Origin of the sequence: Streptomyces graminofaciens, from assembly GCF_030294945.1 — a bacterium.
Lineage (GTDB): Bacteria > Actinomycetota > Actinomycetes > Streptomycetales > Streptomycetaceae > Streptomyces > Streptomyces graminofaciens.
On sequence record NZ_AP018448.1, the window covers coordinates 9,178,912 to 9,192,544 of the forward strand.

Consider the following 13,633-nt stretch of genomic DNA (forward strand, 5'->3'; position numbering starts at 1 on the left):
CCCCAGGCTCGACCTCATCGGTGTGCATAGGACCTTTCCCCCCAGAACCAGGCGCTGAGAAAATCGGCGCCGACCGCCTTGGACGTTGCTGCTTCATCGAGAGCGTAGTTACGAGTGTCCGACGTCACTGACGAAAGCTGCCAAAGCGCAGCACATGCAGCATTCAACCACTTTCTCCTTGGATATTTCACAGCTTGGTAATGATTGGATTTCAGGGGTTCTCAAGCCGCCCGCACCCGGTGCTCCCCCCGCTCCAGCCACCCCATCACCACCTGATGCGCCCGCCACCCATCCGGAAACTTCGGCGGTACGTCCAGGTACACAGGACTGCTCCGCGGATGCCGGTCCAGCAGATCCCGGATGCCGGCGCGGGCCACCACGATGCAGGCGAAGCGGTGTCGGGACAGCAGGACGCACAGGCGGCCCGTCTCCAGGTGGAAGGCGGAGGCGTCCTGGCGGCCGGAGAGCGGGTGCCAGACCAAGGTGACGTCGAACTCGCGGCCCTGGAGGCGGTTGGCGGTGTCCACGGTGATGTCGGTCAGGCCGAGGGCGGCGAGGCGGGAGCGGACCGCGTCCGCCTGCACGGTGCGTGCCGTGCCGATCGCTATGCGCGCCTCAGTCAGCCGCTCCCCATTGACCAGTGCACCGCGTTCCAGCAGCCGGGCCGCCGTTACCGCGAGGGCGTCCGCCACCTCCGGGTCCTGGTCGAGGGTGTGGCGGGCGGGGAGTTCCAGGTGGCCCCAGCCGGAGTCGGCGGCTCGGGCGAGGACGTCGTCCAGTGGGCCGGAGCCGTGGGGCAGGCTGACGTAGGACAGCACGCGCTCCGGTGCCGTCGTGCCGGGGACGAACCGGTAGAAGGGGTAGAAGGCCTGCTCTACCAGGGGTGCCGCCGTCTCCGGGAGGCGCCAGGAGACGGGGAGTTGGTGGCGTAGGAGGTCGGGGTTGTGGGCGAGGGTGACGTCGACCGCGTTGCGCAGGGGGTCCCAGGTCAGGCCGTGCCAGCGGTCGCTCTCCACGGTGGCGAAGGGGTCGAGCTGGCCGGGGTCGCCGACGAAGAGGATCTGCGAGTGGTCCTGGGCGAACAGCGGGGCCGTCGCAAGGAGCCCGTCCGAGCGCATCTGGTACGCCTCGTCGACGATGGCCCACCGCCACGGCGCGCACTTGTCCGGGGTGACGAACGACCACTTCTTCGCGGTGGACACCACGACGGGCAGGTCGCGCAGGTCCATCACCTGGTTGCTCCCGGTGACGTTGGGATGCCGGGTGACGCGGGGCGGGAGGACGTGGCCGCCGGCGTGGAGGCGGCCGAGCGCCAGGCCGGGATACTTCTGCGCGATGCGGTCCACCAGGTCGTCGACCTGCTCGTTGGTCTGCGCGACGACCATGAGCTGGTGGCCCGCGGACGTCAGGTGCCCGGTGGCCTTCACCACCAGCGTGGACTTCCCGGCTCCGGGAGGTGAGTCCACGACGACGCCCCGGCCGGGCGCGGTGTCGAGGCTGGTCAGGATCCCCGCGACCGCCCGGTCCGCGCGTTCGCCGGGGGTGAGGGCTTCGGGCTCCCCGGTGTCGGGAAGGAGGGCGGTCACTCCCAGGTCTCCTCTGCATCCTCGTCGGTGGGTTCGTACGGCCGGGGCGGACCGCCGTGGGTCCAGGGGGTGTTGTCCTCGTCTGGCAGGGCGGACGGCATGGCCGTGGGGTTGAGCGTGGTGTACGTCAGCTCCTCGCCGGCCTCCGCGAGGGTGCCGGCCGGTGCCGGCGGCTTGCGCTTGTTCGCGAAGCCGCCCTTGAGCTGGAGCACCACGGTGTGGCCGCCGCCGTCCTCCTGTCGTACTTCGAGGATCCGGGCTCCTTGGCCGGGCCGGGCGGGGGACTTCACCTCCGTGCCGACCGCGAGACCGACGCGGGTGTCGGTGCTGGTGCGGAGGGTGATCGCCGGACGCCAGACCTGGGAGCCGGGGCGGTCGCCGGGGACGAAGCGGTCCTCGTTCCTGGCCGTCACTGTGCCCGTGAACGCCTCGCCGGTCAGCTCGTACTCCGCCATCACCAGCGGATCGTCGTAGGCGCGCTCCGCCTCGTAGCGGGCGACCGCGTCCTCCAGCCGGGCCAGACGACGGGCGGCTCTGACTGCCTGGTCGCGGCGGGCCTGCGGGCGGCCGTCGGCGTCCAGGTACTCGGCGTACTCGGAGAACCAGCGGCGGTCGAGGGCCCAGCGGTCGGGGACGTGGGCACCCTCCGGCAGATCGCGGAGCAGCTCCACGCCGCGCCACATCAGCCGCCAGGTGGGCAGCATCTGGCCGCTCAGCTCACGGTCGATCTGGCGGCCGACCGCCTCGCGTCCGCGCTCGTCGGACGCCTCGTCGTAGCGCGTCATCAGCTCGTGGAGGGTCCGGTCGAAGACCGCGTCCGTGGACGGACCTGCCGGCGGCCACACGGCGGGGTCCTCCGCCTCCCGCGCCGCACGCGCGCCGTCGCTGCCCTCCGGTGGATCGATCCAGGCGAGCTGGGACGCGAGGTGGGAGTCCTCGGAAGGGCTCTGGCCCGTGACCCAGTGCGCGGCGAGCAGCCGAGTCATCGCGAGGAGCACACCGGAGTTCGGGAACTCGGCCAGCTCCGCGTACCAGGTCAGCCACTTGCCGAGGGTGGGCACGGACGGGTCGACCGCGTACGGCCCCTCGGTGGCGCGCAGTCTGGTCAGACGGCCGAGGAGGCGCACGTACGCGATGCCCTCGCCGTTCGGCACGAGGAGCTGCGGAGCCCGCAGGAAGCGCAGGCGTTCCTCCTTCTCCTTGCCACGGCCGACGGTGTAGGGCTCCGTATCCGTCCGGCACTCGTCGATGTACGCGAGGAGGACTGCGGCGAGGCGCTCGGCGAACCGGAAGCGTTCGGCGCGGTTGCGCGGCTGGCGGACGGTGAGGAGGGTCGGGTGCTCGGGGTCGGTACCCGCGAGCGCGGCCAGGGGCGCGCACGCCTCGCCGGCGAGGGTGAGCGGCACCAGGACGAACGGCTTCTCGTCCAGGTGCTGGTGGCGGACGGTCGTCAGCGGCTCGGCACGGCCGGTGCGGGACGCCGTGAGCGCGGCGACGGTGGACAGGACGCTCATGCGGCCCCCCGGCGGAGTCGGCGCAGCCGGGCGGCGGCGCGCAGCAGGTCGGCGGCTTCCGCCTCGGCCTGACCCGGGGCGGAGACGCCGTCCAGGTAGTCGAGCGCGGTGCGGGTGGAGTCGATGCCCGGCAGGTTGTTGCGTATGCCACTGCCCAGGCGGGCCGGCGAGGCGCATCCGTCGGCCTCGTCGCGGCAGTAGCGCGCCATTTCGCAGAAGGACAGGCAGGAGGGCGTGTACGACGCGTCCAACGCCTCTATGGAGGAGGAGAGTTCGTCCGTGCTTCGGGTCGTGTCCAGGGTCGCAGTCTCGGGGAGTCGGGCTGCGAGGTCCTCGGCGCGCCGCAGCCGCGTGAGCTGGAACTGGAGGGCGTCGAGTTCCTGCCGGAGGTCGATCAGGCGGCCGTAGGGGCGGTTGGAGAAGTCCTTGGGGCAGACGAGCAGGAACTTGTGGGAGATCTGCTCGGTGGGCAGTCCGGCGGTCTCGAAGGCGCGGCGCAGGGCGAGGACGTAGACCGCGGCCTGCTTGGCCGCCTCGGCGACGGCGGTCGGGTTGGCCTGGCCGTCGATCGCCGCGAACGAGCGGATCAGGACGACGTGGAACTTCCCGTCGATGCGGTGGGTGAGCGCGTCCGGTTCCAAGTACGCCGTCTGACCGGCGACTTCGAGGGTGAGCACGGGGCGGTCGAGGATCAGCCGTACGTCCTGGCCGGAGGCCACGTGCGCGATGAGGCGGCGGGTCTCCCGCTCGCGCACGTGCAGGGCCGTGTTGCCCGCCACCTCGTTGAGGTCGGTGACATGGGCCTCTGCCACGGGGACGGTGAGCTGCTCGCGCAGCAGCCGGATGAGCTCGGCGTAGCCGCCCCACTTCACGAGGCTGTGGAACGCCTGTTCGCGGGCGAGGGCGAAGGGTGACTGGCCGAAGCGCGGCTCGTATCCGACCTGCTGGGCGAGCAGCGCCTTGTCCACGCCGGCCGCGTCGAGGACGGCGCGGCGGGCACAGGCGGGGTTGGCGGTCAGGGCGGTGATCTTGCGGGCGGTGTACGGCTGGGGAGGGCGTGGTCCGCGTAGCCGCGCGAGTCTGTCGTCGGGGGGTTCGGACTGCTGAGAGGGCATCGTCTCTGCTTCGGGGACGTTTTTGGAAGTGTGCCGGCGGGTGAGACGACCATGGGCGTCTCACCCGCCGGGAGAGGTCAGTGCATGCTGCCGCTCGCGTCACGCAGGGCATCACGCAGCGGTGCTGCACCGAACAGCTTTTGTGCGTCGGTGAGTTGAGAACGGGCACGCTCCGCCGCCGTCTGCCGCTGTTGGTCGTCCTCCTGCTGGTGGACGGCCGCTTCGGCGTGGGCGGCGGCGATCACACGGGCGGGGTCGGGTTCCGGGGCCGCGGAATCACAGGCGCCCGGGATCGTGAGGGCGAACCGGCGCAGCAGCCGCCAGGCCGCGTCCGGGGCCGGATGCCCTGCGGTGGCCAGTCGCTGGATCTGCTCGGCGGTGCCGACCGCGTGGGTGAGGAAGTCGGTCCGGGGGCTGAGTGGGGTGATGATCCGTCGCTCCACGGGCCAGGTGGACAGAGCGAGAAGCCCGCGGGCGGGGACGAGGCGGTCGTGGGTCAGGGCCGCGCAGATGTAGTACGGGCGGGCATAGCCCTGTGCAGTGAAGGAACGTTCCTCGTCCCGGCGCAGCGACGCGAGCTTGGCGGCGACGAGCGGTTCGGTGAAGAACGCCTCGTACGCGGACGAGATGAGTTTCGGGGACGCGGGAGCACCCAGCAGAGTGAGCGCTTGGTGCACCTGTTCGCGGACCGGGATGGAGCCGTGCGCGGGGCGCTCCTGGCGGCGTGGTTCGCCTGTCGTCGTGGGTGGCTTCCACGTCTCGGCCTCCGGCGCGAGTGCCTCGGCATCCGGCCCGGCTTCGGCATCCGGCCCGGCCTCTGCATCGAGAGCCTGCTCCCACGCGGTTTCCGCCTCACGCAAAGCGCGACGGATGCGCGTGGTTTCGGCCTTGTCCCGGGCGCGTACGGCGCCGCGCAACTCGGTGCGCAGATGGGACAGGCGCTGCTCGAGCTCCTCCAGTGATGCGGCCATGAGGGGCACCCTAGCGCACAAGCCAATCTATGCCAAGAACTTCCAAGGAGTTCCAATATTACATGCTGCGGTCGAAGACATCGACGCCCCCGGCCACGCCGAGGGGTGGCGTCTGGGCGACGTCTGTCTCGAAGGGGGAGGTAATCTCTGCGCACAGCGCTCAGGGGCACCCCCAACCGGTGGGTGATCCAGGCCCCGGTTGGCGGCTTCTACGACGGCCTGTCCGGGGTCCCCCTCGCCTGGCAGCAAGGCGCGTTTATTCCGACCGGCACAACGGTCGTCGACGCGTTCACCCAGCGGACCGAGCCCATTCCGGAGCGCCAGCTGACTGTCGCGTTCCGCACGGTTCACGCCCCCATCGCAGACCTGGTCCTCGGGCGCGGTCTGGAGACCGCCTGGCGCCATCTGATGGGCGCGGCGCCGGTGGGGTGGAGCACGTCGGAGCTGGTCAACCTGCCCTGGTCGCCGCGCCAGATGACGGACCTGGCCCGCGACGGTCACCGGCTCCGACTCACCTGGTCGCGATCGGGGCTCCTGACCATCCGTCCATCGCCACACTCCGCGTAGCGCGTACGAAGGCCGGAGTCGCCCAGGACATCACGCTCACGCTCGGATACACGTCCGCTGCGGATGTTCCCTTGGACTCCGTCGAATCCCTCGCCTCCGCGCTGGTCGACGAGCATGGCCTGGTAACGATGCTCACCACGCTCCGGCCGGCTCGCGCAGGCCTGACCCTGACTCCACGTCTGGAGGCCCCGCCCATTCCGGTGTCGTTCACCCTTTGCGCCCGAGAAGTCAACGCCATCGGCCTCACCCACGCCCGACGACCACCCGTCGCCCTGCGCCCGCGACAAGTCGGCACACACACGCACCCTGGCTTGCGCTACCCCCTGGGTGACGGAACCGATGCCGACGCATGGGCCGTGTTCGGACACCTCACCACCCACCTCAAAGCGGCTCCTGGAGTGGGGTGAGTCGGCCCGAGCAGGAGGCGGCCACGCTTCTCTCCCCCACCGACCGGACATCAGGACCCTGGTATGCCACCGGGGCGCCCCGGAAAATCCGAGGCGCCCCAGGCCGGGAAGACCGGTGCTCAGCAGATGCCGGTCAGTTTGGTGTTGCTGTACGGAGTGCTGTCGGAGGTCGTGGTGACGACGTGGCAGCCCGGCTTGACGTCGTCGACGCGCATGAAGCCGTTGTCGTAGGTGGCGGAGACGCTGTCGCCGTCCATGAAGACGCTGGTCGTGCCCGCCGAGCCGCCGGGCAGGTACACCGAGGCGGTCGTGTTGGCCGGGACGTTCACGCCGATGTCGACGCGTCCGCCGCTGGTGGTGTCGTACGCGGCGCCGATGGTGCCCTGTGCGGTGGGAACCGTGACATTGGCCCACGTGACCGAGGTCGGCTGCGGCTTGACCTGGAATGTTCGGTAGCCGGGGGTGTTGGGCCGGATACCGAACATGCTCTGGGGGATGGTGAAGGAGGGAGAGGCCGCCCACGGGTGGGAGTAGGTGGTGTTGGACTTCAGCGACAGGTCCCAGGCCTCCATGGTGGCACCGGCGCCGTCGTTGATCATGTTCATCCAGCTGCGGGTTCCGGTCGACGTCAGCATGGTGTGGGCGAGGTCGGGCCGGTTGCCCTCGTACAGGGACTGGATGACGAACGGGGCGCAATACACGCTGCACGCCATGCCGCGGCTGCCCAGGTAGGTGGCCACCTGCGCGGCCTTCGAGGAGTCGGCTATGCCCAGCGCGGTGGCGAAGGCGCTGGCCTGGACGGCGTAGTGGTCGATCACCGTGCCGTCGTTCTTCAACCCGTCGCGGTAGGCACCCTTGGTGGAGTCCCACATCCGCGCGTTGACCGCGTCCTTGATGGCGTCGGCCTTGGCCGTGTAGGTGGCGGCGTCCGAGCTCTTGCCCAGCGCGGTGGCGATGTCGGCCATGTCCTCGTAGGAGCGGTAGGCGATGGCGTTGATGACGGTGTTGTAGGAGGTGAAGACGTAGCCGTCGCGCTCGGAGGTGGGCCAGTCGACGATGTCGCAGTCGTTGCAGCTGCTGGCACCCGAGCTACCGGTCGTCTTGTGGATCAGACCGGTCGAGGACTCGTACCACTCGTCCGGCAGCTTGCCCTGCAGCGCGGTGTACGCGGCGGACAGCGGGGCGGTGTTGCCGGTCGTCTCGTAGCTGTCGTGCATGGCCAGGATGACGTACATGGGCCACTCGGTGGGCCAGGTGCGGTTGGACTTCAGGAAGTTCAGCGAGTAGTCGCCCAGTGTCGCGTCGCCGCCGGTGTAGAGGTGGCCCATGAGCTGGAGGTAGGTGTCGGCCTCGTAGATGTCGCGCTCGCGCTCCCAGGAGTCGACGTACAGGTTCAGGTTGGTCGCCTCGATGGTGTTGCGGGACAGCGCCCAGACCTTGTTGAGCGAGGTGTCGGAGGAGTCGAAGACGCCTGCCGACTCGTCGAACGGGTAGAGGTACGCCTCGGCCTTGAAGTCGGCCTCGGTCAGCCCGGTGGGGGCGCCGATGACCTGGACGTACCGGAAGACGCGCGGGCCCCAGGTTTCCAGCTGTTGGCTGCCGGACTTCAGGACCCACTTGTCCTGGTAGCTGTTGCCGCCCGACGTCTGGTACTTGACCGTGTTGGTGCCGGAGGTGACCTCGCCGTAGCGGATGTCGACCACCTGCCCGGCGGTCCCGGTCAGGTTCAGGGACAGACCACCGATCCAGGTGCGGCCGTAGTCGATGAAGTAGTTGCCGGAGGAGTACTCGGTGACCGAGACGGGCGTCTTGAACGTCTGCCGGACCTTCGCGGTCGGCGTCGGCTGGAGGTCGGTGAAGGCGCTCTTGGTGACCGCCGAGGGCCAGGCGGAGGCGTCGAAGGCGGGCGTGGCGAAGCCGAACGGGTAGCGGCGGGCGTCGAAGTTCTCCTTGGGCGCCGTGTAGTAGCTGGTGCCGATGGAGCCGACGTTCGGCAGGACGCTGGTGCCGTCGAGGGCCTTCCAGTTGGAACCTGTGCCGAAGGTCTTGGTGGTGCCGTCGGTGTACCGGACCACCAGTTTGGCGAGGAAGCGCTGGCTGCTGGTGGTGTAGGCGAGCGCGCCGATGGTGTTGGTGGCGCCCGCGTTCAGCAGGGACGTGACGTCGTAGCCGTCGTAGCGGGCCTCGGAGCCGACCGGGCGGGTCGGGCCGACGCCGACGAAGCTGCCGTTGACCCACAGCTTGTAGACGTACTGCCGTGCCGGGGTGGTGGAGGCGCCCGTGGCGTACAGGTGGGCCCAGGCGACGCTCTTGCCGGAGGCCAGCTTGGTGGCGCCGCGGAGGAAGGTCCAGCTGGGAACCGTCAGCAGTCCGGTGCCGCAGTTCTTGCTCGTGCCGACGGACAGGGCGCCACCGGTGATGGTGCCGCAGGTGAAGTCGGCGTTCGAGGTGTCGCTGAAGTCGTTGCTGTACAGGGATCGGTTGTTGGGGTCGGTGACGGTGATGTCGTCGAAGGTGGCCTGCTCGGTGCTGCCGGTGCGGAAGCCGATGCCGCCGGCGGAGAAGGTGGTGTCGGTGGTGGTGTCGACCTGGGTCCAGGTGGTGTCGGCGTGTGCCTTGAGGGAGGTGGTGAAGGTCGAGCCGGAGGCGACGATCTTGAAGTCGTAGGTGGAGCCGGTGGTGAGGGCGAAGGGGAGGGCCTGGGCGGTCTTGAGGGCGGTGAAGGTGCCGTTCTTCTGGACCTGGGGGGCGATGGTGTTCTCGCCGTTGCCCTTGAACTGCCACAGGTAGTAGTTGCTGGTGTTCTGGGCGCGGAAGGTGACGCCGGCGTACTTGGCGTTGATGACGAAGCTGCCCTGGAACGTGTAGTTCGTCCAGGCGGTCGGGAACCCGGTGCCGCAGTTCTTCGCCTTGTCGACGAACAGCGCGTCGCTCAGGATCGTGCCGCAGGTGAAGTCGGCGTTGTCGGAGTCGTTGAAGTCGTTGCTGTAGAGGGACTGGTCACCGCTGTCCGTCACGGTGATGTCGTCGAAGGTGGCCTGCTCGGTCAGACCGGTGCGGAAGCCGATGCCACCCGAGTTGAACGTGGTGTCGGTGGTGGTGTCGACCTGGGTCCAGGTGGTGTCGGCGTGTGCCTTGAGGGAGGTGGTGAAAGTCGAGCCGGAGGCGACGATCTTGAAGTCGTAGGTGGAGCCGGTGGTGAGGGCGAAGGGGAGGGCCTGGGCGGTCTTGAGGGCGGTGAAGGTGCCGTTCTTCTGGACCTGGGGGGCGATGGTGTTCTCGCCGTTGCCCTTGAACTGCCACAGGTAGTAGTTGCTGGTGTTCTGGGCGCGGAACGTGACACTGGCGTACTTGGCGTTGATGACGAAGCTGCCCCGGAACGTGTAGTCGGTCCACGCGGTCGGGGCGCCGCTCCAGACCGGGGTGGCCCCGGACCAGGTGGTGCCCGGCCCGGTGCCGAAGGAGGCGGCTGCCGACCAGGGGGAGGCCGTGCCCGAGGAGTCCCAGGTGTGGACACGCCAGTAGTAGCGGGACGAGGCCGTCAGGGCCGGGCCGTCGTAGGAGACGTTGCTGTTGGCGGTGGAGGTGACCTGGCCCGAGTCCCAAATGTCAGGGGTTCCGGTCAGGGCCGAGGAGGTCGTGGCGACCTGGATCCGGTAGGCGGTCTGCCGCTCGCCGCCGACCTGCCAGCCGAGCAGCGGGGTGGAGTCGGGGGCCACGTCGACGGGCATGGTCAGGCTGTTCGCGGTCAGCGCTGTGGGAGCGTCCTGAGCGGCGCTCGCGAGGGGCAGCTGTCCGGTCAGGCCACCGGCGAGGGCGAACCAGGCGGTGAGCACCACCAGCAGGAGAGCACGGGGAGTTCTGGCTCTGCTGGCTCTTCGGTGTCTTCTGGCTATGGGGAAGGGGGGAGCGACAGGCGGCACGGGCGATCCTTGATACGTTTCAATCGGCAGGGATGGTTTCCGGCCAGGGAGCGGAGTGGAGTGGCTGACATCCTGTGGGGCATGTGCGGGACTGTCAACGTCTCCGTCACATTGCTGAAATGAATTGGCGAGGGAAAGTTTTGCGCGGGGCCGTGGAGGCGCGGATCGCGGCAGACCCGCCTTGACGGCCGTGTGCCCGTGTGCCCGTGTGTCGTGTGTCGTGTGCCGGGCTCCGCGGAGTCGGTGGCTCGCCCGGTGGAGTGCGAAGGGGCCGACCGCTCATTCCCTCTCAACGGGTGTCAGGGCAGGGCGCTGATGGGCTGTGACGAAGAGCTTCGTCGCAGATGGAAAGGCGGTTCGGGAAATCCGAACTTCCTGCTGTCGTATGCCCTTTGGTGCATCTCGGGGAAGGGTGTCTGATGTCGCGTCTGCTCACGATGTGAAACGTTTTATGTGTGGTCTCCGGCCGTCTCGCCGGTCGCGCCCCGAGCGAGAAGCCGCCGCGAGGACGAGGGCATCGATGGCGGAGCGGCGGGCGCTGAGGAGGCCGTGATGCACGTCGTACCCGAGGAGCGACTGTCCTCGTCGGACGGGCGGGAGGACTGGCAGCGGCGGCGGGCGGGACGGCGGAGTATTGTCCGATACATGCGGGTTTATGGCGCGCTGGTGGGTACCCGGGGTCCATTCACCGGGGGACGCGCGGGTCGTGGACCCCTGACCTAAGGAGGCGGGCATGACCGAACGGACCCAGAGCACCCTGGAGTCGCACCCGGACATCATGGAGATGCGGGAGCGCTACGCCCGGGCCGAGCGGGCGGCTTCGACCCAGCAGGGCCAGGCCGTCGAAGCGCTGGCCCTCGTCACCGGCCTGTACCTGGCCGCCTCACCCTGGATCGCGGGCTTCAACGATTTCGGCACCCTGGCCATCAACAACCTGATCACCGGAATCGCCTACGCGTTCCTGCTGAGCGGCTTCGGCCACGCCTACGAGCGCACCCACGCCAGGGCCTGGGCAGCCGGGCTGCTCGGACTCTGGACCATCGTCGCGCCCTGGGTGGTGGCCGGGAACGTGGACACCACGCGCACCGTCGTCAACAACATCATCGTCGGCGTCGTCGCGCTGCTGCTCGCGCTGGCCGCCAGTGCCGCGGCGAACGAGACCGACAGGACCGGCGGCAGCCGCTCCGGCCGCTCCGGCCGAACACGCTCCACCCGAACGACACCCTGACACTCGTCGGCTCGAAGTCGAGCGTCTCCTTCGGGGGGCACGGGCAGAGCGGTGCGTACCGTGAAGATGCGGCGGGCGTGGGGGCGCCGCGTCACCCGGCGAGGTGGCGCTCGATCCAGTCGGCGGCCGTCCGGCGGTAGATCCTCCGGCTGTCCGCGCGCAGGAAGTCATGGCCCTCGTCGCGCAGCATCAGCAGCTCGGCCTCCAGACCCCGCTCGCGGGCAGCGCGCACGAACTGCTCGGACTCGCCGAGCGGCACATTGGTGTCGTGCTCACCGTGGACCGTGAGGAGTGGCACGCGCAGCGCGTCGACACGGGTCATCGGGGACAGGGAGTGCAGCAGCTCACGGTCGTGTTCCGGGTGGCCGTACTTGTGCGCGGCCGATTCCGCGATCCAGGGCTCCGTGCCGGCGTAGAAGGTCGCGAAGTCGGACATGCCGCAGGCCGCGACGCCGGTGCGGAAGAGGTTTGGGTGCCATACGAGGGAGGCCATCACCAGGTAGCCGCCGTACGAGCGGCCCATGACGGCCAGCCGCATCGGATCGGCGAGCCCGTCCATGACGACATGGGCCGCGCAGTCGGCGACGTCCTCGATCGCGGCGAACCGTCCCGTGCCGAGGTCCGCGTCGACGAACGACCGGCCGTGCCCCGACGAGCCGCGCACATCCGGCGCGAAGACATCCAGACCCCGGCCGAGCAGCTCGTGGTAGAGCGGGTTGAACACCGGCCGTTCCTGCTCCTCCGGCCCGCCGTGCAGATGGATCACGCAGGGCGCCGGTTCCCCGGGGCCCCGGCCCGGCGCCCTGTAGTACCAGCCGCCCAGCGGCAGCCCGTCACGCGCCGTCAGCCGTAGTGGTACGGGACGCACGGGCGGGCGGCCGGGCGGGACGGCGTCCTCGTCACGGGACGACCACGCGGTCCGCCGCGCGGTGCCTTCGAAGAGCCACCACACACCGGGGCGGCGCTGCGAGCCGGACAGTGCCAGCACCAGTCCCGCCCGGCCGTCGACCTGCGGGATACGCGTCACCACCTCGTGCGGAAGCGGCACCGTCCGCGACGGACCCACCCGAGCGTCCCCGGCGGACGCCGCCGTGACGGCCGCCCCCCGAGCGTCCCCGGCGGACGCGGCCGTGACGGCGGTGACCTCCAGCTCGGTGGCTCCGCGCACGTTCCAGGCCAGGGCCGCGGTACGCCCGTCGTGGCCGAAGGCCAGCAGTTCCAGTCCGCAGTCCGCGCGCTCCGCGGCGACGGTCAGCCCCAGCCGCCTTCCCGCGGGATCGAGGTGGACGGCGAACAGCGCGGCGAACTCGCGTGCCGCGTCGCTGCGCAGCCACAGCGTCGTGGCGTCCGGGGAGAACCGGCCGATCCACGGATCGCCGTCGGCGACCGGCAGCGCGAAGGTGGTCCGCAGATCGGCGGTGCGCACGACGAGGGCTTCGCGGCGGGCGCGTGGCCCCCGGCGTACGAGTGCCAGCCGCCCGTCCCGGCTGAGGTCACACACGCGCAGCGTGGCAGCGCCACGTTCGACCGCCACCAGGGCGGGCGCCGCCACGCCCAAGGGGTCGACGAGATAGGCGGCCAGCCCTCCGCCGGCTGTCCCCTCCGGGTCGACCCTGCCGGTCTCCTCGCCGTGGGCCCGGTGGACCCGCGCGGCGCGGCCGGCCTCGTCATCCGTGCCGGTACGCGCCTGGTCGAGCGACTGCGTGGCGGGCCCGGCGTCGCCGTAGTGCGGGCCCCCCAGCAGCACGGCGCGGCCGTCGCGCGAGGCCCAGCCCGCCGGGCGGGAGACGGTGTACGTGTCCGGGTCGGCGAGGCCCGGCTCCACAGGCACGGGCCCCTCTTCCGTCTCCGCCCCACCCGGCGGGAGAACCGGCTCGGCGACGGTGACGGCGACGGCCGAGCCGTCGTGCTGCCAGCAGCCCAGGTACGCGGAACTGCCGGGCTCGGCACCGGCGAGGATCCGTCGCCCGGTTCCGTCGGGGCGTACGCACAGCACCCGGGTGTGTTCGCCGCCACCCGGGGCCGTGGTGTAGGCGATCCAGCTGCCGTCCGGCGACCAGGCCACCTCCTTGACCGGGTGCGGGTCGGAGTCGAGCAGATGGACCTCGCTTCCGCCGACCGGTCCGGTCCACAGCTGCGGCACCCCGCCGCGGTCGCAGATGAACGCGACGTAGGTGCCGCTCGGGTCGACCGACGGATACCAGCACCCGTGGGACCTCAGCGGCTGCGGTGTGTCCAGCGGCCCGGCCGTCCCGGGCAGCGGGACCGGTACCGGAGCCATGGAGGCGGGCATCGAACCCATCGCGGCGGACATGGGAGCGG

At 70.2% G+C, this 13,633-nt stretch carries 8 protein-coding genes and 1 pseudogene; 3 read left to right on the forward strand and 6 right to left on the reverse strand.

Annotated features, from left to right (window positions below; all coding sequences use genetic code 11):
• Positions 1 to 221: 221 nt before the first annotated feature.
• The 4 genes from SGFS_RS40385 to SGFS_RS40400 all read right to left on the reverse strand — a co-directional run bounded on the left by SGFS_RS40385 (position 222) and on the right by SGFS_RS40400 (position 5,186).
• Entirely contained in the window at positions 222 to 1,586 is a 1,365-nt protein-coding gene (locus SGFS_RS40385) for an AAA family ATPase (protein WP_286257231.1), read from the reverse strand.
• On the reverse strand, positions 1,583 to 3,100 hold the full coding sequence (locus SGFS_RS40390; RefSeq protein ID WP_286257232.1) for a hypothetical protein: 1,518 nt from the start codon (positions 3,098 to 3,100) through the stop codon (positions 1,583 to 1,585). Before SGFS_RS40390 ends, SGFS_RS40385 begins: the two co-directional genes overlap by 4 nt.
• On the reverse strand, positions 3,097 to 4,215 hold the full coding sequence (locus tag SGFS_RS40395; RefSeq protein WP_286257233.1) for a hypothetical protein: 1,119 nt from the start codon (positions 4,213 to 4,215) through the stop codon (positions 3,097 to 3,099). Before SGFS_RS40395 ends, SGFS_RS40390 begins: the two co-directional genes overlap by 4 nt.
• Before the next feature lie 77 nt (positions 4,216 to 4,292).
• Complete coding sequence (locus SGFS_RS40400; protein ID WP_286257234.1) at positions 4,293 to 5,186, reverse strand: hypothetical protein; 894 nt, start codon at positions 5,184 to 5,186, stop codon at positions 4,293 to 4,295.
• A 183-nt stretch (positions 5,187 to 5,369) separates the two neighbouring features.
• On the opposite strand from SGFS_RS40400, the pseudogene SGFS_RS40405 reads away from it, so the two are divergent.
• A pseudogene (locus SGFS_RS40405) lies at positions 5,370 to 6,160 on the forward strand (DUF6177 family protein).
• Positions 6,161 to 6,279: 119 nt separating this feature from the next.
• On the opposite strand, the gene SGFS_RS40410 reads toward SGFS_RS40405, so the two are convergent.
• Complete coding sequence (locus SGFS_RS40410; protein ID WP_286257235.1) at positions 6,280 to 9,999, reverse strand: family 78 glycoside hydrolase catalytic domain; 3,720 nt, start codon at positions 9,997 to 9,999, stop codon at positions 6,280 to 6,282.
• Positions 10,000 to 10,536: 537 nt separating this feature from the next.
• On the opposite strand from SGFS_RS40410, the gene SGFS_RS40415 reads away from it, so the two are divergent.
• The gene (locus tag SGFS_RS40415) at positions 10,537 to 10,806 is read left to right on the forward strand and encodes a DUF5709 domain-containing protein (protein ID WP_286257236.1); all 270 of its coding nucleotides are present in this window, start codon (positions 10,537 to 10,539) and stop codon (positions 10,804 to 10,806) included.
• A gap of 10 nt (positions 10,807 to 10,816) precedes the next feature.
• The gene (locus tag SGFS_RS40420; protein ID WP_286257237.1) at positions 10,817 to 11,311 is read left to right on the forward strand and encodes an SPW repeat protein; all 495 of its coding nucleotides are present in this window, start codon (positions 10,817 to 10,819) and stop codon (positions 11,309 to 11,311) included.
• A 91-nt stretch (positions 11,312 to 11,402) separates the two neighbouring features.
• Here SGFS_RS40420 and SGFS_RS40425 read toward each other — a convergent pair whose 3' ends face one another.
• Positions 11,403 to 13,625 (reverse strand): S9 family peptidase, encoded by a 2,223-nt coding sequence (locus SGFS_RS40425; protein WP_434028237.1) that lies wholly within the window; start codon positions 13,623 to 13,625, stop codon positions 11,403 to 11,405.
• Positions 13,626 to 13,633: the final 8 nt, after the last annotated feature.